This window comes from Promicromonospora sp. MEB111 (assembly GCF_030209445.1).
Taxonomy (GTDB): Bacteria; Actinomycetota; Actinomycetes; order Actinomycetales; family Cellulomonadaceae; genus Promicromonospora.
In genome coordinates this window covers 159170-177243 of record NZ_JARVSD010000012.1, presented here as the reverse complement: position 1 = coordinate 177243, position 18074 = coordinate 159170, and the positions used below count along the sequence as shown (strand labels likewise).

General features: G+C 72.2%; 21 protein-coding genes. 6 read left to right on the top strand and 15 right to left on the bottom strand.

The window, feature by feature from the left end; genetic code table 11:
- Positions 1-14 precede the first annotated feature (14 nt).
- From QRN56_RS15415 to QRN56_RS15370, 10 genes are all read right to left on the bottom strand, one after another.
- Complete coding sequence (locus QRN56_RS15415) at positions 15-653, bottom strand: PH-like domain-containing protein (protein ID WP_285104682.1); 639 nt, start codon at positions 651-653, stop codon at positions 15-17.
- Positions 650-1990 (bottom strand): dihydroorotase, encoded by a 1341-nt coding sequence (locus QRN56_RS15410; protein ID WP_502928810.1) that lies wholly within the window; start codon positions 1988-1990, stop codon positions 650-652. Before QRN56_RS15410 ends, QRN56_RS15415 begins: the two co-directional genes overlap by 4 nt.
- 26 nt (positions 1991-2016) lie before the next feature.
- Entirely contained in the window at positions 2017-3054 is a 1038-nt protein-coding gene (locus tag QRN56_RS15405; protein WP_285104679.1) for an aspartate carbamoyltransferase catalytic subunit, read from the bottom strand.
- Complete coding sequence (gene pyrR / locus QRN56_RS15400; protein ID WP_502928807.1) at positions 3051-3722, bottom strand: bifunctional pyr operon transcriptional regulator/uracil phosphoribosyltransferase PyrR; 672 nt, start codon at positions 3720-3722, stop codon at positions 3051-3053. The genes QRN56_RS15405 and pyrR overlap by 4 nt, the downstream gene beginning before the upstream one ends.
- Positions 3723-3912: 190 nt before the next feature.
- The gene (locus tag QRN56_RS15395; RefSeq protein WP_285104677.1) at positions 3913-4329 is read right to left on the bottom strand and encodes an ArsR/SmtB family transcription factor; all 417 of its coding nucleotides are present in this window, start codon (positions 4327-4329) and stop codon (positions 3913-3915) included.
- A complete protein-coding gene (locus tag QRN56_RS15390) occupies positions 4323-4796 on the bottom strand; it encodes an SRPBCC domain-containing protein (RefSeq protein WP_285104675.1) in 474 nt (157 codons plus the stop codon). The genes QRN56_RS15395 and QRN56_RS15390 overlap by 7 nt, the downstream gene beginning before the upstream one ends.
- A gap of 146 nt (positions 4797-4942) precedes the next feature.
- On the bottom strand, positions 4943-6205 hold the full coding sequence (locus QRN56_RS15385) for an MFS transporter (protein WP_285104673.1): 1263 nt from the start codon (positions 6203-6205) through the stop codon (positions 4943-4945).
- 25 nt (positions 6206-6230) lie between these two features.
- On the bottom strand, positions 6231-6647 hold the full coding sequence (gene nusB / locus QRN56_RS15380) for a transcription antitermination factor NusB (RefSeq protein ID WP_285104672.1): 417 nt from the start codon (positions 6645-6647) through the stop codon (positions 6231-6233).
- Positions 6648-6795: 148 nt separating this feature from the next.
- A complete protein-coding gene (gene efp, locus QRN56_RS15375; protein ID WP_285104671.1) occupies positions 6796-7359 on the bottom strand; it encodes an elongation factor P in 564 nt (187 codons plus the stop codon).
- 128 nt (positions 7360-7487) lie between these two features.
- The gene (locus tag QRN56_RS15370; protein WP_285104669.1) at positions 7488-7997 is read right to left on the bottom strand and encodes a Pycsar system effector family protein; all 510 of its coding nucleotides are present in this window, start codon (positions 7995-7997) and stop codon (positions 7488-7490) included.
- Positions 7998-8168: 171 nt separating this feature from the next.
- On the opposite strand from QRN56_RS15370, the gene QRN56_RS15365 reads away from it, so the two are divergent.
- Positions 8169-8822: a hypothetical protein gene (locus QRN56_RS15365; RefSeq protein WP_285104667.1), complete on the top strand. Its 654-nt coding sequence runs from the start codon at positions 8169-8171 to the stop codon at positions 8820-8822.
- Between the two features lie 7 nt (positions 8823-8829).
- Positions 8830-9648 (top strand): hypothetical protein, encoded by an 819-nt coding sequence (locus QRN56_RS15360; RefSeq protein ID WP_285104666.1) that lies wholly within the window; start codon positions 8830-8832, stop codon positions 9646-9648.
- Between the two features lie 37 nt (positions 9649-9685).
- On the opposite strand, the gene QRN56_RS15355 is transcribed toward QRN56_RS15360, so the two are convergent.
- The 3 genes from QRN56_RS15355 to soxR form a co-directional block, all read right to left on the bottom strand.
- Positions 9686-10144 carry a type II 3-dehydroquinate dehydratase gene (locus tag QRN56_RS15355; protein ID WP_350224574.1) on the bottom strand — a complete coding sequence of 153 codons (459 nt, stop codon included), beginning with the start codon at positions 10142-10144 and terminating at the stop codon, positions 9686-9688.
- An 87-nt stretch (positions 10145-10231) separates the two neighbouring features.
- Positions 10232-10882 carry a hypothetical protein gene (locus QRN56_RS15350; RefSeq protein ID WP_285104665.1) on the bottom strand — a complete coding sequence of 217 codons (651 nt, stop codon included), beginning with the start codon at positions 10880-10882 and terminating at the stop codon, positions 10232-10234.
- 100 nt (positions 10883-10982) lie between these two features.
- Positions 10983-11471, bottom strand: a complete 489-nt coding sequence (gene soxR, locus QRN56_RS15345; RefSeq protein ID WP_285104663.1) for a redox-sensitive transcriptional activator SoxR — start codon at positions 11469-11471, stop codon at positions 10983-10985.
- A gap of 112 nt (positions 11472-11583) precedes the next feature.
- Here soxR and QRN56_RS15340 point away from each other — a divergent pair, with 112 nt between their 5' ends.
- The 3 genes from QRN56_RS15340 to QRN56_RS15330 all read left to right on the top strand — a co-directional run bounded on the left by QRN56_RS15340 (position 11584) and on the right by QRN56_RS15330 (position 14792).
- On the top strand, positions 11584-12687 hold the full coding sequence (locus QRN56_RS15340) for an alcohol dehydrogenase catalytic domain-containing protein (RefSeq protein WP_285104662.1): 1104 nt from the start codon (positions 11584-11586) through the stop codon (positions 12685-12687).
- Entirely contained in the window at positions 12684-14081 is a 1398-nt protein-coding gene (locus tag QRN56_RS15335) for an MFS transporter (RefSeq protein ID WP_285104661.1), read from the top strand. The genes QRN56_RS15340 and QRN56_RS15335 overlap by 4 nt, the downstream gene beginning before the upstream one ends.
- Before the next feature lie 354 nt (positions 14082-14435).
- Entirely contained in the window at positions 14436-14792 is a 357-nt protein-coding gene (locus QRN56_RS15330) for an iron chaperone (RefSeq protein ID WP_285104660.1), read from the top strand.
- Positions 14793-14879: 87 nt separating this feature from the next.
- On the opposite strand, the gene QRN56_RS15325 is transcribed toward QRN56_RS15330, so the two are convergent.
- Positions 14880-15248, bottom strand: coding sequence for a DUF2568 domain-containing protein (locus tag QRN56_RS15325; protein WP_285104658.1), 369 nt, complete (start codon positions 15246-15248; stop codon positions 14880-14882).
- Between the two features lie 169 nt (positions 15249-15417).
- Here QRN56_RS15325 and QRN56_RS15320 point away from each other — a divergent pair, with 169 nt between their 5' ends.
- Positions 15418-16584: a sigma-70 family RNA polymerase sigma factor gene (locus QRN56_RS15320; protein ID WP_285104656.1), complete on the top strand. Its 1167-nt coding sequence runs from the start codon at positions 15418-15420 to the stop codon at positions 16582-16584.
- Here the strand turns inward: QRN56_RS15320 and QRN56_RS15315 are convergent.
- Positions 16581-18029 carry an MFS transporter gene (locus tag QRN56_RS15315; RefSeq protein WP_285104655.1) on the bottom strand — a complete coding sequence of 483 codons (1449 nt, stop codon included), beginning with the start codon at positions 18027-18029 and terminating at the stop codon, positions 16581-16583. The two genes, QRN56_RS15320 and QRN56_RS15315, sit on opposite strands and share 4 nt — an antisense overlap.
- Positions 18030-18074: the final 45 nt, after the last annotated feature.

The window sequence follows — 18074 nt, the reverse complement described above, 5'->3', positions numbered from 1 at the left end:
CGTCGTCGGGATGGTCACCGGGCCTCCTGCTGGTGCGGGTACTGCTGGTGCGGGTACTGCTGTTCGGGATGCTGCTGGGCCTGCGGGTGCTGAGCCTGGTGGCCGGTCTGCTGCTGGTCCTGCTGACCCGGCTGCTGCCGGTCGGCGAGCAGGTGGCGGACGGCGTCCACCAGGCCGCCGCGGTCCTGCGCGCGACGCGGGCGCAGCCCCGTGTCGACCAGGGCCGCCGGGACGCCGTCGGCCTCCGGGACGGCCCAGGTGAGGACGACGAGGCCGTCTGCGCCGACGTACTTGCCCGCCATGCCCGGGGCCAGGCCCGCGCTGCGGATGGTGCTCACGGGGAGCCACAGGTCGTCGGTGCCGTCGCGCTCGATGAGAACGCCCGTCCGGTGCACCGTGACGACCGCGTGCGAGCGGTCGCCCAGCCCGTGTGCGCCCACCCGGGCGAGCCAGTCGCCGTGCAGGGTCGTGGAGACGTAGATCGCCTCCACGGGTCCGAAGCGCACGGCGCCCGGGGAATCCGCGGGCGGCGACGGCGGCACCGGCACGACCGTGGTGGTGCGCTGCGCGAGCCGGCGCCGGCCGATGAGCGTCACGTACAGCACGAGGAAGATCGCCAGTGCGACCAGCACGGCGACGGACAGGGCCGTCATCGGGTGGCTCCTTCGAGAGTGCCGCCGACAGGAGTGCCGTCGACGGGCGCGCCGTCCAGGACCGTCGCGCGGCCCCGGAGGAACGTGGCGACCACGCGGCCGGGGAGCTCCATGCCCTGGAACGGGGTGTTGTCGCTCGCGGTGACCTGGCTGCGGCCGTCGATCGCGCGGGTCGCGGCGGGGTCCACCAGGACCAGGTTGGCGGGCTCGCCGACGGCGATCGGGCGGCCCTGGGTCTCGCCGATCCGGCCGATCCGCGCGGGGTTCTCCGAGAGCACGCGGGCGACGTCGGCCCAGGTCAGGCGGCCGGTGTCGACCATGGTCTGCTGCACCACGGACAGCGCCGTCTCCAGGCCGGTCATGCCGAAAGCGGCCGAGGACCACTCGCAGTCCTTGTCCTCGACCGGGTGCGGCGCGTGGTCCGTGGCGACGATGTCGATCGTGCCGTCGGCCAGGCCCTCGCGGACCGCCTCGACGTCCTTGGCCGTGCGCAGCGGCGGGTTCACCTTGAACACCGGGTCGTAGTCACGGGCCAGCTCGTCCGTGAGCACGAGGTGGTGCGGCGTCACCTCGGCGGTGACGTCGATGCCCCGGCCCTTGGCCCAGCGGATGATCTCCACGGAGCCCGCGGTGGACAGGTGGCAGACGTGCAGGCGCGAGCCCACGTGCTCCGCCAGCAACACGTCGCGGGCGATGATCGACTCCTCGGCCACGGCGGGCCAGCCGGTCAGCCCGATCTGCGCGGAGACGACGCCCTCGTTCATCTGCGCGCCCTCGGTCAGGCGCGGCTCCTGCGCGTGCTGGGCCACGACGCCGTCGAACGCCTTGACGTACTCCAGCGCGCGGCGCATCAGGACCGGGTCGTGCACGCACTTGCCGTCGTCGGAGAAGACGCGCACGCGGGCGGCGGAGTCGGCCATGGCGCCCAGCTCGGCGAGCCTCTCGCCGCCCAGGCCCACGGTGACGGCGCCCACGGGGTGCACGTCCACCCAGCCGGCCTGCTCGCCCAGCCGGTGCACCTGCTCGACGACGCCCGCGGTGTCCTGCGTCGGTGTCGTGTTGGCCATGGCGTGCACGGCCGTGAACCCGCCCGCGGCGGCGGCGCGGGTGCCGGAGAACACCGTCTCGGCGTCCTCCCGGCCCGGCTCGCGCAGGTGGGTGTGCAGGTCGACGAGGCCAGGAAGAAGGACCAGGCCGTCCTCGTCCGTACCCGTCGAGGTGATCTCGTGCGCGCCGTCCGGCACCTCGACCGTGCCGGGCGCCCCGAGGGCGGCGATCACGCCGTCCGCCAGCACGACGTCGACCGGGTCCGTGCCGTAGGGACGGACCCCTCGCAGGACAAAGGTCTGCGGTCTCGCGGTGCTCACAGGACGTTCCTCTCGTCGGTGCTGGTCTGCTGGGTGCTGGCACCCGAGTCGCCGCTGTCGGTGCCGGACAGCAGCAGGTACAGGGCGGCCATCCGGACGGCGACGCCGTTGGCCACCTGCTCCACGATCACGGAGCGGGGGTGGTCCGCGGCGGCCGCCGAGATCTCCAGGCCGCGGTTCATCGGCCCGGGGTGCATCACGATCGCGTGGTCCGGCAGGACCGCGAGGCGGCGGGCGTCGAACCCGAACTTGCGGCTGTACTCCATCGGGCTCGGGAAGAACGCCCCCGAACCGCCCGACATCCGCTCACGCTGCACCCGAAGCATCATGACCGCATCCGGCTGCCACCGCTCGAGCGTCTCGTCCAGGTGGTAGGAGACGCGGCACGGCCAGGTCTCCACGCCCACCGGCACGAGCGTGGGCGGCGCGACCAGGGTCACCTCGGCGCCCAGCGTGTGCAGCAGGTAGACGTTCGAGCGCGCGACCCGGGAGTGCAGGACGTCGCCGACGATCGCGATGCGCAGGCCGGCCAGGTCGGCGCCGACGGAGGTGTCGGTGCCGCGACCGTCATCACCCACATGGCCCACCAGGTGCCTGCGGATCGTGAACGCGTCCAGCAGGGCCTGCGTGGGGTGCTGGTGCATGCCGTCGCCCGCGTTGAGCACGCCCGCGTCGAGCCAGCCGGCGTGCGCGAGCTGGTGCGCCGCGCCGGAGGCCGAGTGCCGCACGACCACGGCGTCGGCCCCCATGGCGTGCAGCGTCAGCGCGGTGTCCTTGAGCGACTCGCCCTTGGACACGCTCGACCCCTTGGCCGAGAAGTTGATGACGTCCGCCGACAGGCGCTTGGCCGCGGTCTCGAAGGAGATCCGGGTGCGCGTGGAGTCCTCGTAGAACAGGTTCACGACGGTGCGGCCGCGCAGCGTGGGCAGCTTCTTGTTCTCGCGCGACTGGGTCGCGGCCATCTGCGCGGAGGTGTCCAGGAGCAGGATCGCGTCGTCCTTGGACATGTCCTGGGTGGTCAGGAGGTGCTTCATCGGGCGCCCCTCTCAGTGCTCGCGGGGGCAGGGCTGGTGGTCGGGGCGCTGGTGGTCGGGGCCGCCTCGCTGATCACCACGGCGTCCGCCCCGCCGTCGACGTCGGCCAGCCGGACCCGGACACGCTCGCTGCGCGACGTGGGCAGGTTCTTGCCCACGTAGTCCGCGCGGATCGGGAGCTCACGGTGCCCGCGGTCCACGAGGGCGGCGAGCTGCACCACGCGGGGGCGGCCGAGGTCGTTCAGGGCGTCGAGCGCGGCGCGGATGGTGCGGCCGGAGAAGAGGACGTCGTCCACGAGGACGACCACCTTGTCGTCGATCGTGCCGTCCAGGCTGCCCGGGAGCACCGTCTGCCCGACGGCGCGCGTGGGCTGACGACGCAGGTCGTCGCGGTACATGGTCACGTCGAGCGTGCCGTGCTCGCCGCTGAAGGTGGGCTCGATCTGCGCGAGGCGCTCGGCGAGCCGGCGGGCGAGCTGCACGCCGCGCGTCGGGATGCCGAGCAGGAGCAGGTCGGCGGCGCCCTTGTTGCGCTCCACGATCTCGTGGGCGATGCGGGTCAGCGCCCGGGCGATGTCGGCCTCGCCGAGCACCGTCCTCTCGGCGGCGGTGCCGGGGGTGCTGTTCGGGGACTCGCTGGATTCGGGCATGCGGGTGCCAGGGTTCATCTGGCGACCTCCTTCTCCGCCTCACTGGACGGGATTAAAGGGAGTCTGACAGCCACCACCATAACGCGCCGTACCTGTGCCGGATGCCGACGTCCGCGCCCGCCGGGAGGGGCGTTGCTCACATCCCGGGCGGGCGCGGCGCGGGTGCCCGTCGTCAGCCGCGCGCCATGCGTCAGCCGCGTGCGAGGCGTCAGCCGCGCTCCAGGCGTTCCGCGATCCCGGCGATGCGACCCAGCCGTGCCTCCCACGCGTCCCCGATGCGCTCGAGCCGACGCCCCAGCGCCGTCAGCTCCGCGCCGAGCGCGCGATACCGGCGCTCACGACCGACGACCCAGGACTCCACCAGCCCCGCGGCCTCCAGCACCGCGAGGTGCTTGGCGATCGCCTGCCGCGTCACCGGCAGTCGTGCGGCGAGGGCGGAGGCGGTCAGGCCCGACGCGGGGTCGAAGGCGCCTTCGGCGGCACGCTGCTCCAGGTGCTGCTCCAGGTGCTGCTCCGGGTGCTCACCTGAGTGCTCGCCGCCCGACAGCGCCTGGAGCACGGCCCAGCGGGTCTCGTCGCCGAGCGCCGCGAACGCGGCGACCGGCGAGGCTGCCGACGTCACCACGTGCGGGACTCGACGTACTCGACGAGCTCGTCCAGCTCGCCGTCCCAGCCCTCGCGGTTGCCGTCCAGCGCGGCGCGCACCGCGTCGTCGGTGTCGCCGGTGAAGCCGGTCTCGTGCACCGTGAGGTAGGTGCCGGCACCGTCGGGCTCCAGGGTGAACGTGGCCTCGGTCATGCGCTCGGGCTCGTCGGCCGACTGGCCCCAGCGGTAGGCGAGCAGGCGGCCGGCCTCCGCCCGGGTGACCTCGAAGGCGAACCAGCCGTAGCCCTCGAAGTGCAGCCGGCCCCGGGTGCCGACGGCGAGCGGGCCGCCGTCGTCGGTCTCGCAGCCGTCGCCGAACCAGCCGGCGACGTGCTCGGGCTCGGAGAGGGCGCGCCAGACCGCGTCGGGTCCGGCGGCGACCCGGACGGTGCGTGTGACCGAGCGTGCGGCGAGGTCGATGCTGGCACGGGGCTGGGTGGTGGTCATGGTTCCTCCGGGAGCGGCTCGATCGGCTGGCGAACGCAACCATCTGGTTGCACTTCTACGATGCACCCAGACCCGCCAATGCGCAACCCTTTGGTTGCATTGTGTTCCGGGGCAGCACCGGTCCCCCGACTTCGCTCGATCCGCGCCTAGTCCCGCAGCACCGCCGCCGCCAGTCCTGCCGCGACCGCGACCAGCGCGAGCACCATCCCGACCGTCCCGGGCCAGCCCGCCAGCGCGAACCCGATCCCGCCGAGCCAGCCGAACAGGCTGGATCCCGCGTAGTAGGCCAGGTTGTACACGGCGGCGGCCTGGGTCCGGGCCTGGGGCGCCGCGACCGGCGTCCACCCGCTCGCCACGGCGTGCGCGCCGAAGAAGCCGGCGGTCAGCACGATGAGCCCGGCCAGCACCAGCGGCAGCCAGCCCGACAGCGTGGCCGTCACCCCGAGCGCCATCACGCCGGCCGACACGATCAGCACCCGGCGCCGGCCGTGCCGGAGCACGAGCCGTCCCGTCCGCGCCGACGACCAGGTCCCGGCCAGGTAGGCGAGGAACACGAGGCTCACCACGCCGGGCGAGAGGTCGAAGGGCGCGGCCGCGAGGCGGAAGCCCAGGTAGTTGTAGACGGCGACGAACCCGCCCATGAGCAGCAGCCCCTGCGCGTCGAGCACGAGCAGGCGCGGGTTCAGCAGCGCGCGGAACCGCCCGAGCCGGCCGCGGGGAGCCCTGCGGTCGGGGGCGGCGGCGGGCGCGGGGTCGGGGGCCGCGTCACCGCCGTCGGGCAAACCCGCGGGCTCGGCCACGGACGCGGCGCGCGGCCCTCGGTCGCGGGGGGCGAGCCAGATGAACGCGCCCGTGGCGACCAGGCACGCCACGGCGACGGCGCCCACGCCCGCGCGCCAGCCGAACAGCTCGGCGACGCCGCCGGACACGAGCCGCCCCAGCAGCCCGCCCATCGATGTGCCCGCCACGTACGTCCCGGCGGCGCGCGGGACCGCGGCCGCGGCGCCCGACTCGATCAGCATCTCCGTCAGGTAGGCCATCGCGACGGCGGGCACGCCCGCGACGAACAGCCCCTGGACGGCGCGCCCGGCCACGAGCAGCTCGAAGGACGGCGCGAACGGGACCGCGAGGCCGACGGCGGTGGCGCCGAGCATCGCGACGGTCATCGCCCGTACCCGCCCGACGCGGTCGGCCACCCACGCCCAGGGCAGCACCCCCACGGCCAGGCCGAGGGTGGCGGCGGAGACGAGGAGCGAGGTCGCGGACGCCGACGTCGCGAGCTCGCGGGCGGCGTCGGGCAGGACGGACTGCGGTGCGTAGAGCTGGGCGAACGCAGCGGTCCCGGCGCCGAACAGGGCGACGAGCAGACGTCGCTCGTCGAACCGTCCAGCGCCGGGACCGGTGCTCACAGTGCGTGCCGGCTTGCGTGCCGGCTCAGGCCAGCAGGGTCGGCTTCAGGTCCTTGACCCGGCCGAGCAGGCCGTTCACGAAGGCCGGGGAGTCGTCAGTGGACAGGTCGCCGGCGAGGTCGACCGCCTCGTCCAGCGCGACGGCGTCGGGCACGTCGTCGTTGAAGAGGACCTCCCACGAGCCGATCCGCAGCAGCGCGCGGTCGACGGCGGGCATGCGGTCGAGCGTCCAGCCCTGCGAGTAGGTCTCCAGCACCTCGTCGATGCGGTCGCGGTGGGCGACCACGCCCTCCACGATGTCGACGGCGTACTGCGGAACTGCCGCCTCGGTGTGCGGCACGGCCACGCGGTCGGCGAGGAGCGTCAGCGGGTCGATGCCGCGCTGCTCCGCCTCGAAGAGGATGTCGGCGGCGCGCTTGCGCGCCTTGGTGCGTGCGCCCATGGTCTCTCTCTGTTGCGGAAAACTCGGCGGATAGCTCGGTTGGGTTGCTCAGCCAGGAACCCAGCTGGGGAACTCGTGTCGCGCGGCTCGGCCACGAGCCGCGCGACACGAACTGCGGCCGACCCGGTACGGGCCGGCCGCCGGTGGGTCACTCGGTGACGCGACCGAGGTAGTCGCCCGTGCGGGTGTCGACCTTGACCTTGACGCCCTGCTCGAGGAACAGCGGGACCTGGATCTCGGCGCCCGTCTCGAGCGTCGCCGGCTTGGTACCACCGGTGGAGCGGTCGCCCTGCAGGCCCGGCTCCGTGTAGGTGATCTCCAGCACGACGGACGCCGGCAGCTCGATGTACAGCGGGGTGCCGTCGTTCGAGGCGAGCATGACGCTCATGCCCTCGAGCATGTAGTCCTTCGCGTCGCCGACGGTCGCGGCCGACACGTTGATCTGGTCGTACGTGTCGTTGTCCATGAAGACGAAGTCCTCGCCGTCCATGTACAGGTACTGGAAGTCGCGACGGTCCACGTTGGCCGTCTCGACCTTGATGCCCGCGTTGAACGTCTTGTCGACGACCTTGCCGGACAGCACGTTCTTCATCTTCGTGCGGACGAACGCTCCACCCTTGCCCGGCTTGACATGCTGGAACTCGATGACGGACCAGAGGTTGCCGTCGATGCGGAGCACGGTGCCGTTCTTGATGTCGTTGGAGGTAGCCACGTTCGTCTTCCTGTGTCGGGTGAAGGGTGTACCCCGGGGCACGCCGACGAGAGGCCGGCGGCTGGGGTGATCAAGCGAGGTGTCGAGCAGCAGCGGTCAAGTCTACCGGACTACGGCGACGACATCGCTTAACCACCCGCACTGCGTACCACGATACCGATCGCGGCAGAGACGATCATCAGGGCGACGGACACCGGGTAGTAAGTTAGCGCACGCCGGATGTGGGCATGCTTCTGGGCCGAGATGTCAGCAAGGTTCTTGACCTGGACCCAGGCCTCACGCCGATCATCCTCCGGAGTCGTCGATACCAGCTCGTCGACCGAAGCCTTGGCGATGTCCGGCAAGGAGTACCTGGAGAACTCGCGCTGCTTCATCCTGGGTCGAAGAGACAGCACCAAGTGCATGCCCGCGGTTCCGCAATACACGATGGCGACGACGCCCACCACCGCACCGGTCAAGGCGAGCCACGCGCCGGGTACGAGGGCCTGGTAGAACGGGATGGCGGTCGTTCCGACGCCGAACGTCAGCGCAATGGCCGCCACCAGGACGCTCGTCTTGACGTCGGCATTCGTGATCGTGAGCTGGAGCATTGACTGGACGAACTGTGCGTCCGTCGCGCTGCCCTCCTGGTCAGGCATGCGCGTCAGCCGACTCGCGTCACGCTGCACCCGCCCCGCACCCCACCAGCTCATCCAGCCCCCTGACCTCGGCCAATACCGCCCTGAGGAACCCTACCTGCGTGTGCGGACCCTAGCTATTGGTTAAGCGGATAACTGAACTGATGTGAAATTCAGCCTTACACTTAACCCATGTATACCGTCATCGGGGACATCGTCGGGTCGAGGAACCTCACCGATCGAGCCCGAGCCCAGCAGGCGATCGTCGCCACACTCGGACGCGTCAGCATGGCGATTCCACTGGCGCAGCGCCTTGAGCCGACGTTCGGTGACGAGGTTCAAGGCGGGTTCAAGACCATCGGGGACGCTTCGCTCGCGACGCTGCTGATCAGGCTCGAACTCAACCAACTAGCCAACCCTTCGCCCGCGGGTCGGCCCTCGGCCGGTCCACTACCCGATCTGATCGTCATGAGATTTGGTATCGGGCAAGGGGACGTTGGGGTCTTCGATCTCGAATCTCAGCCGATTCGCCAGGATGGTCCCGGCTGGCACGCCGCCCGCGACGCCATCGACTCACTCGGCAAGAGGGCTGGCGCACGATACGTCGGCCCGGTGGGCGCCGGGTGGCCGGAACCTGAGGTCGTGAACGCATTCCTCGTTGCGCGCGACGGGCTCGTCGATACACTCAACCACCGCCAACAGCGGATGCTCCTCTCCGCACTTCACGGTGAGTCCCAGAAATCCATCGCCGAGCAGGAAGGCATCTCCGAGTCGGCGGTAAGCCAAGCGTTCGCGAGGGGCGTCAGCGCCGCGCGAGACGCACAGTTCTTGTTCGGAAAGGCGTGATGCACGGATGGCGGTACTTGGTGCGTTTCTCGCAGCGCTGGGCGTGGCAGATGCGTTCAGGGACACGACCTCCGCGGGCGTCTCCCCTGCCCGCCGCTACGCCGCACTCGCTGCCGGCCTGCTCACTCTCGTTGCTCTGTTGGCCGCTACCGGCACGGGTACCCCCACGTCGATCGGCATCGGGATAACGCTTGCAGCACTGCTCGCGGTCTGGACCCTCTTCGACGTGATTGCACGCATAGTCGGCAAGGTGGCAGCACGCAGCGCTGCGTTCCTGGCAATCAGCGTGGGCATCACGATCACGCTTCTCTTTGCGGACAGCGGAACAACCGTGTGGCCGGCCTGGGTTCCGGGCCCACTGTCAGAGTTCCCCCCTGCACGCGTGATTCTCATCGGTGGCATCGCACTCGCCCAGGTCACCACCGCCAACGTGCTGGTCCGACTCATCCTGGATGCGGTCAACGTCCCCACAAAGGAAGGCTCCGACCGACTGCGGAGCGGACGCGTGCTCGGGCCGATGGAGCGACTGTTCATCGTTGGGCTGGGACTGGCAGGCAACCTGACTGCCGCGGCGGTCGTCGTCGGAGCGAAGGGACTACTTCGCTTTCCGGAACTGGCCGCAAGCGAGTCGAGCTCGAGGGCAGCATCGCCGATCATTATCCAGACCGCCTCAAGTGGTGACCCGAGCAACGTCATCGAGCCGGGGAAGGCCGCACCGGCCCACCAGGGGCCAAATCCGGTCACCGAGTATTTCCTCATCGGCAGCTTCGCCAGTTGGCTCATTGCACTCGGAGGGCTAGGACTGGCGATGCTCGTCCTGGCTTAATGCCCCGGCTTAAGAGCTGGCGAGTTAAGTTCGGCGATTAAACCTCAAGTCGCTCCGCGATCGCCGAGAGGGCGAGCCGGTACGAGTCGAACCCGAATCCCGCGACCGTCCCGGTCGCGATGCCGGCGACGACCGAGTAGTGCCGGAACGACTCCCGCGTCGCGGGGTTCGACAGGTGCACCTCGACCAGGAGCAGCCCCGCCGTGGTGACCTGCGCGGCGGCGTCGCGCAGCGCGTACGAGTAGTGCGTGAACGCGGCGGGGTTGAGCACGACGTGGGCACCGGCGTCCACGGCCTCGTGCAGCCAGCCCACGATCTCGGACTCGCCGTCGGTCTGCCGCACCTCGACTGCCAGGCCGAGCTCGTCGCCCCACCTCGCCGCAGCGACCTTGAGGTCCGCCATCGAGGCGTGCCCGTAGATCTCGGGCTCGCGGACGCCGAGCCGGCCGAGGTTGGGACCGTTGAGCACCAGGACGCTGGGCAGTGCAGAAGCCATGGCCGCGAGCCTAGTGGCCCGCCACGGCTGACGTCGCCGGATCTCAGACGCGCCGGTCTCGGACTCACCGGCCTCGGACGCGGGACCTCACACCTTGCCGCTGCCGTGCACGATCCGGTGACCACCCGTCGCCTCGGCGATCCAGTCGGTCACCTCCGGGCGCAGCTCGCCCCAGCTCCAGAAGGTGAAGCCGAGGCAGGCCAGCGCAGCGTCGTCGGCCGACCACTGCGTGACCGGGGACGCGGCGCCGCACTCCCGGCACACCAGGTCGACTGCTCCGTCACCGTCACCGTCACCATCACCGTCACCGAGGTCACCGCCGCCGACGCCGCCCTCGCGCCAGGAGGCCGCCGCGTCGTAGAACCAGCGCAGCCCGTCCTCGTCGGAGCAGGTGGGGCCGAACTCCTCGGGCGGCCCGAAGAACGACCTGCGGACCGAGCACCGGGGACAGGTCACCGCGTCGACGCCGCCCCGCCCTCCGTCGTACACCTCACGCCCCACCCCGACCGCCATGCCCCACGGGGCCTCCCCGGAGACGGCCCCGGCCACAGACACGGCCAGGGTGTCCGCCCACGCCGGACCCGGCGGGTGCCCGACGCCGCCCAGTGCCGCGTCCTGGGATACCTCCGGCAACAGCACTCCGCGCGCGACGAGCGCGTCCACGACCCGTTGCCCCAGCTCACGAGCGTCGGCCTCGGTCGCGTCCAGATCGGCGACCCACTCGAAGTACGTACCCACGGCATCCCCCTCGCCTGACTGTTGTCCATACCGCCGGCACCCGATCTCAGTGCCCGGCGTCGCGCACGCTACCCCCGACCACTGACACGCCCTGCCGGGCTCACGCCCCGTCAGGCCCCAGCCCGTCGACCAGCAGCGTCCGCGGGCCGGGCCCGGCCTCGGCGAGGGCGTCGTGCGGGTTGGTCAGCGCGCACCGGCGCAGCGAGAGACAGCCGCAGCCGATGCAGTCGGTGAGGTGGTCGCGCAGCCGGGAGAGCTGCTCGATCCGCGCGTCGAGGTCGTCGTGCCAGGCCTGCGAGATGCGGCGCCAGTCCTTCGCCGTGGGCGTCCGGTCCCCCGGCAGGGTGTCGAGCGCCGCGCCGATGTCGGCGAGCGGGATCCCGACCCGCTGGGACACCCGGATGAACGCGACCCGGCGCAGTGTCTCGCGCCGGTAGCGCCGCTGGTTGCCCGACGTCCGCCGGCTCGTGATCAGGCCCTTGCGCTCGTAGAAGTGCAGCGCGGACACCGCCACACCGCTGCGGGCGGCGAGATCGCCGACGGTAAGCTCGTCACGATCCCAGGGGACGGCGGGGTTGGGCGCTTCCATGCGTGGCCTCCAACGACTCACGAGAAACTCGGGAACTCCGGTCAGAGGGACTCTGCCAGCCGACTCGGACCGATATTGACCTCAACTTTGGTTCAGGTTAAAGGATGAGCGCATGGACGCGATCAGACACCACTCCTTCGGACCTCCTGAGGTCCTCGTGCTCGAGCAGGTCCCGGACCCCGTTCCCGGCCCCGGCGACGTGCTCGTGGACGCCGTCGCGCACGGGGTGCACCTCCTGGACACCAGCCTCCGGCGCGGCGAGGCCGGCCCGCCGCTCCCGCTGCCCAGCCTGCCGACGGTGCCGGGCCGCGAGATCGCGGGCACCGTGGCCGCCGTCGGGCCCGGCGTCGACCCCTCGTGGATCGGACGGCCCGTGGCGGCACACCTCGGCCCGGTGCCCGACGGCGGTGGGTACGCCCGGCGCGTCGTCGTCGGCGCGGAGAAGCTGCACGCCGTACCCGACGGCGCTGACGGCGCCCCGCTCGACCCGGCGGACGCGATCACCATGATCGGCACCGGCCGGATGGCCGTGTACACCCTCGACCTCGCCGGGGTGACGGCAGACGACGTCGTCGTCGTGACGGGCGCGGCCGGCGGGCTCGGCACGCTCTTCGTCCAGGAGGCGCTGCATGCAGGGGCGCACGTCGTCGCGCTCGCCGGCGGCGCCGCGAAGCTGCAGGTCCTGCGCGACCTTCTGCCGGACACGGACCGGCTCGCCCTGGTGGACTACTCGGTCCCCGGCTGGCCCGACGCGGCACGCGCGGCGCTCGGCGGCTCCCCCGCGACCCTCGTGCTCGACGGCGTGGGTGGCGATCTCGGCACGGCCGCCACGGGTCTCCTGCGCGGAGCGGGCGGCGAACCGTTCGACGGCGCGGGCCAGAGCGGCGGAGCGGACGACGGCGCCCTGGCCGCCGAGCCGGGCAACACCAATCTGCCCGGCCGGCTCGTCGCGTACGGCTGGGCGTCCGGGACGGCCAACCGCTACACGTCGTGGGCGGAGGCCGACCGGATCGAGTCGACGATCGAGGTGCGCTACGCCGTCGGACCGGAGGCTCCCCCGATGGGCGACCAGCGGCCGTACCAGGAGCGCGCGCTGGCGCACGCGGCGTCGGGCCGCTGGCGGGTGGCCACGCACCGCGTGCCGTTCGCGGAGGCCGCACGCGCTCACCGCGAGCTCGAGGAGCGCCGCACGACCGGCAAGGTGGTGCTGGTGTGACCGCGGCAGTCTCCACCCAACCGACGGTCGCCGCCCCCGGTGCCCTGAGCCCCGGTGCGCAGCGCCTCGTCCTGATCGGGATGGTCGCGCTCTGCTCGCTCGGGGCGTTCGAGGCCCTCGCCGTGGCGACCGCGATGCCCACCATCGCCGTGGACCTGGACGGGCTGCGGCACTACACGTTCGCCTTCGCGGTGGTATTTGCCACCAGCGTGGTGGGCATGCTCACGGCGGGACGCTGGTGCGACCGCACCGGTCCGGCACCGGCGATGTGGACCGGCGTGGCGCTCTTCGTGATCGGTCTCGTGGTCGCGGGGACCGCCACCGGGATGGGCGCGCTCATCGCGGGGCGCGCGGTCCAGGGAGTGGGCAGCGGGCTCTTCGGCGTCGCGCTGTACGTCCTGGTGGCGCGTGTCTTCGTCGCGGAACGGCGTCCGGCGGTCTTCTCGGCGTTCGCCGCCGCATGGGTGGTGCCCGCGATCGTGGGGCCGGGGCTGGCCGGTCTCGTCGTGGACCACGTGGGCTGGCGCTGGGTCTTCCTCGGCGCGGCCGCACTCACCGTCCCGGCAGCGATCCTGATGCGCCCCGGCCTGACGGCGGCCCAGGGCGCGGGGCAGGAGCCGGACGACGGGCGGGAGCCGGACGACAACTCCGTGGAGGCAGTCGTGTCGGACGACGGCCTCGACGTCGGCCTGCTCGGCGACGCCGGCGAGGGCGCCGCCCGGGGACACACGTCCGACGTCGGACAACCCGATCGACCGCTGATGCACGCGCTGCGCCTGGCCCTGTCCGTGCTGCGTGCGGGACGCGGGCTGCCCGCCGTCGTGTCGGTGCGCGCACTGGTCTCGGCGGCGTTCACGGGTGCCGAGGTGCTGCTGCCGCTGCTCCTGGTGCACGAGCGGCACCTGAGCCCCGGCGGTGCCGGGCTGATCCTGACGGTCGGGGCGCTGGGCTGGTCCGCGGCGTCCTGGGTGCGGGGGCGCAACCTGCTGCACCTGAGCCACGCCGGGTACGTGCGGCTGGGCGGCGGTCTGCTCGCCCTCGGGATGGTCGGCGCGGCGATGCTCGTGCTCCCGGACGTGCCGGCCGGGGTCGGGATGGCGTTCTGGGTGCTCTCGGGCAGCGGGATGGGCCTGGTCTACCCGACGCTGTCGGTCCTCACGCTGGAGCTGGCACCACCGCACGAGCACGGTTCGGCGTCGTCCACCCTCCAGGTGGCCGACGCCGTCGCGGCCGCGATCGCGTCGTCCGTGACCGGCGCCCTGCTCTGGGCCTTGTACGACGTCGCCGGGCTGCCCGCCTACGCCGTCGTGCTGGGACTCACGGGACTGCTGGCGGCGGCCGCGCTCGCGCTCGCGGGGAGGACCCGCGCCGCGGTTCCGCAGGGTGCGGCGTGATCGTGGGAGGGCCACGGGGTACAGCCGAGGTGGGCGAACTCGGCCAGCGGCAACCCGCCTCCGGTCTCTGGCGCGCTTGATCGGGCCACGGCTGCTGTTGACAGGAGCAGCCGTGGCCCGTGAGCCGGCAGATCGCCCGGCCGGGCGTGGCGGTGCCCGGCAAGCATGCCCATGGAGGACCAAAGCTGTCGGACCAGGTCCGCCGGATCTCATCCGTCATGCCGCCGTTGCGGGTGGCATGGCGGACGGGTCGTCGGGGTCGGCAGCCTCGACGGGTGCAGGTGCTGGGTCGACCGTCCGCCGTCCGCCGCCCCAGCCCTCGCGGAACGCACCGGACCTCGCGAGGCTGTGCTCATGGGCGAGTTCACCGAGTACATCGCCGGCTTGGACGGGCCGGCCAAGGACGCCGTCGAACACGTGCGGTTACGGGCGCTGGAGCTCGTGCCCGACGCCGAGGAGGGCATGAGCTACGGCATGGCCGCACTGCGCTACCGGGGCAGCCCGCTGGTCTCGGCGCGCGCGACCGCGAAGCACATCGGGCTGTACCCGTTCAGCCCACCCGCGATCGACGCGCTCGCACCCGACCTGGCGGACTTCTCGACGTCCAAGGGCACCGTGCGGTTCACGCCGGACCGGCCGTTGCCCGACGACGTCCTGGACCGCCTCGTCCTGTTTCGCCGCGACGAGATCGACGCCATGCGGTCACGCTGACCAGTCACGCCGGCCTGTCACGCCGGCCTGTCACGCCGGCCTGTCACGCCGTCGCGCCGAGCGATCACGCCAAGCAGTCACGCCGCCTCACCGCGGCCCGGTGCCGCGCTCGGGCTCGAGGACACTGGGCCGGTCTCGGGTCAGCCACAGCACCAGGCGGTCGACCGCCCACACCGCCGCGAGCGCCACGCCGGCGGCGGGGGCTCCCGCGCGCCAGCACAGGTATCCGATGCCGCCGAAGAGGGCCGCTTCCGTGGCGACCTGCGCCCAGGCCGGGACGGCCACTGGTGCCTTCGGCGAGAGGAACGTCGCCCAGAGCGCGATCACGACGGCCGGCGCGAGCAGGACGGCGGCGAGGCGCCATCCGCCGTCGGCGAGGTTCCAGGCGGCGTAGCCCGCGCCCGCGGCGAGTGCGAGCTCGAGCAGGAAGCGCAGGACGAGGGCGGTTGTTCTCACGCGCGCAAGACTATGACCACGAAAGCAGAGCTCACGCACCATTTCCAGGTTCCCTGGGAGTCGGGCTGCGAGCTGCGGGAGCGCCCTTCGATCCGGACCAGTTCTCGCGGAAGTGTCACGTCTGCCGTCCCTGTCCCGTCGTAGGGGTATGACGCGAGAGCATGTCCGCATGACCGAGTCCCCGACCTCGCCGTCCGGCACCGCCCCCACCGCCGGCGCCTTCCTGGACGACGCCGCGCTCGGCCGGCTGCGCCCGCTCTCGTTCGCGGTCGCCTACCGGATGCTGGGCAGCGTGGCCGAGGCGGAGGACGTGGTGCAGGAGGCGTTGACGCGCGTCTCGCAGTCGCCTGACGTGCGCAATCCCGACGCGTTCGTCACCACGGTCACGACGCGCATCGCCATCGACGTGCTGCGCTCGGCGCGGGTCCGGCGGGAGCAGTACGTGGGCGAGTGGCTGCCGGAGCCGCTGGTCGGCCCCGGCTCGTCGTTGCCGGTCGCGATGGCCGCGCCGTCGCCCGACGTCGCGCGGCACGCCGAGCTGGCCGACGATCTCTCCACCGCGTTCCTGGTGCTCCTGGAGACCCTCACCCCGACCGAGCGCGCGGCGTTCCTGCTGCACGACGTGCTCGGCTTTCCGCACAGCGAGGCCGCCGACGTGATCGGCACCAGCGAGGTGGCGGCCCGGCAGCTGGCCTCCCGCGCCCGACGGCGGATCGCCCGGCACGTAGCGCCGCAGCAGGTAGCAACACAAGACGAAGCACCCCAGCATGCAGCGCCCCGGCCCCCAGGGCAGGATGACCCCGCGCCCGACGCCCTGACCTCCCGGCCGCGCACCGCGAGCGACCGGGCCCGCGCCGAGGAGCTCGTGTCCCGCTTCCTCGCCGCGTGCGAGGAGGGTGCGGTCGACTCGTTCCTGGAGCTGCTGGCCGAGGACGTGGTGCTCGCGGGCGACGGCGGTGGGAAGGTGCCGCTGGGCATGTCGATCGCCCGGCCGGTCGCGGGCCGGGTGACGGTCGCCCGGATGCTGGCGTCCTTCGTCGGCCGGGGCGCGCCGCTCCACTTCGAGCGTGCGCTCGTGGGCGGCGAGCCGGGCCTGCTCATCGTGGCGGACGACGTCGTGGGCGGCGGCCTGATCGGCACCTGGTCGTTCGAGGTCTCCGATGGTCTGCTCGCGGGTATCCGCGGCGTGATCAACCCGGAGAAGCTCGGGCACCTGGGGCAGCTCGCGGATCTCGACCGGCTCCAGGCCGCCCTCCGGAGCGCCCTGGAGGCGCGGACGGCGGCCCGGCGCACCGCAGCGCGCCAGACCGCCGACCAGGAACCCACCGAAAACTAGGCCACCGACCGGTCGCCTGTCGGTTCCGCCGTGGTACCGGCGTCGGCCAGGGGTGCCTCCCGCACGAACCACATCATCACGAGGCCGATGAGCACCACCGCGACGATGCCGAGGGTGCCCCAGATGGTCGCGCCCGTCGCGGCGATGGTGATCGTCCACAGGGCGCTCGACATCCAGGACGTGGCGCGGCCGGTTGTGGCGTAGAGGCCGAAGATCTCCGACTCCTTGCCCGCCGGCGCCACCCGGGCCAGGTAGGACCGAGACGCGGCCTGTGCCGGGCCGACGCAGGCCGAGAGGATCAGGCCGCCCACCCAGTAGACGACGGGGCCGAGGTCGCGCAGGAACACGACGGCGAGCCCGGCCACGACGATGACGCTGAGCGTGCTGAGGATGACGGAGCGCGGGCCGAAGCGGTCGTCGGCGAAGCCCACGAGCACCGTGCTCGCCCCGGCCACGAGGTTGGCGGCGATGCCGAAGATGATGACCTGGTCGGCGGAGAACCCGAAGCTGACGCCGCCGATGATCGCGCCGAAGGCGAAGACGCCGCTCAGGCCGTCGCGGAAGACGGCGCTGGCCAGCAGGAACCAGAAGGTGCGGCGCGAGGTGTGCCACAGGCCCTTGATGTCGTGGAACAGCACCACGTAGCTGGCGAAGAACCCGACCGTGGCGCGGCCCTTGGTGGGCGGAAGCTCCGGCACGAAGGCCAGGATCGGCCAGGCGAACGCCAGCGCCCAGAGCGCACAGCCCACGGCGATCACCCGGAAGGCGAGGCCGTTGTCGGTGGGCATGCCCCACCACTCCGCCCCGTTCGCGATCACCACGAACAGGAGTGCCAGGATGCCGCCGACGTAGCCGAGTCCCCAGCCGAGCCCGGACACCTTGCCGACCGTCCTCGGCGTGGCGACCGACACCATCATGGCGTTGTAGTTCACGCCCGCGATCTCGTTGAGCACGCTGCCCAGGCCGATGAGCGCGGCACCGAGCACGAAGTAGGCCGGGTCGGCCTCGACGAACCACAGCGCGAGCATGCACAGCACCATGCCGGCCGTCCCGCCGGCGAGCCACGCCTTGCGCCGCCCGGTGGCGTCGGCGCGCTGCCCGAGCACGGGTGCGAGGAAGAGGATGAGCAGACCCGCGAGGGTGTTCCACAGACCCACGCCGCTGCTCAGCTCGGCGAGGCCGTGCTGGTAGGCGGGGTCGTCCTTGCCCAGCGCCGCGACGGCCGGGTCCAGGAACGCCTCCGTGGTCAGGTACAGCGCGGTGAACACGAACGTGAGGATCACCGTGTTGAAGGGTTGGGTACCCCAGTCCCACAGCGCCCAGGAGAACACCTGACGGCGCGGGACCCGCACCCCCTCCTGCAGCTCGAGGCCCATCTTCGGGGGCGTCGGTGTCTCGCCGGCAGAGCGCGCCTGCGAGTCGGGTCCGGGTACGGCGTCGGTCATGGCCGCAGTCTGCCCGCGTCGCATGAATCGTGGGTGCTGGAGCGG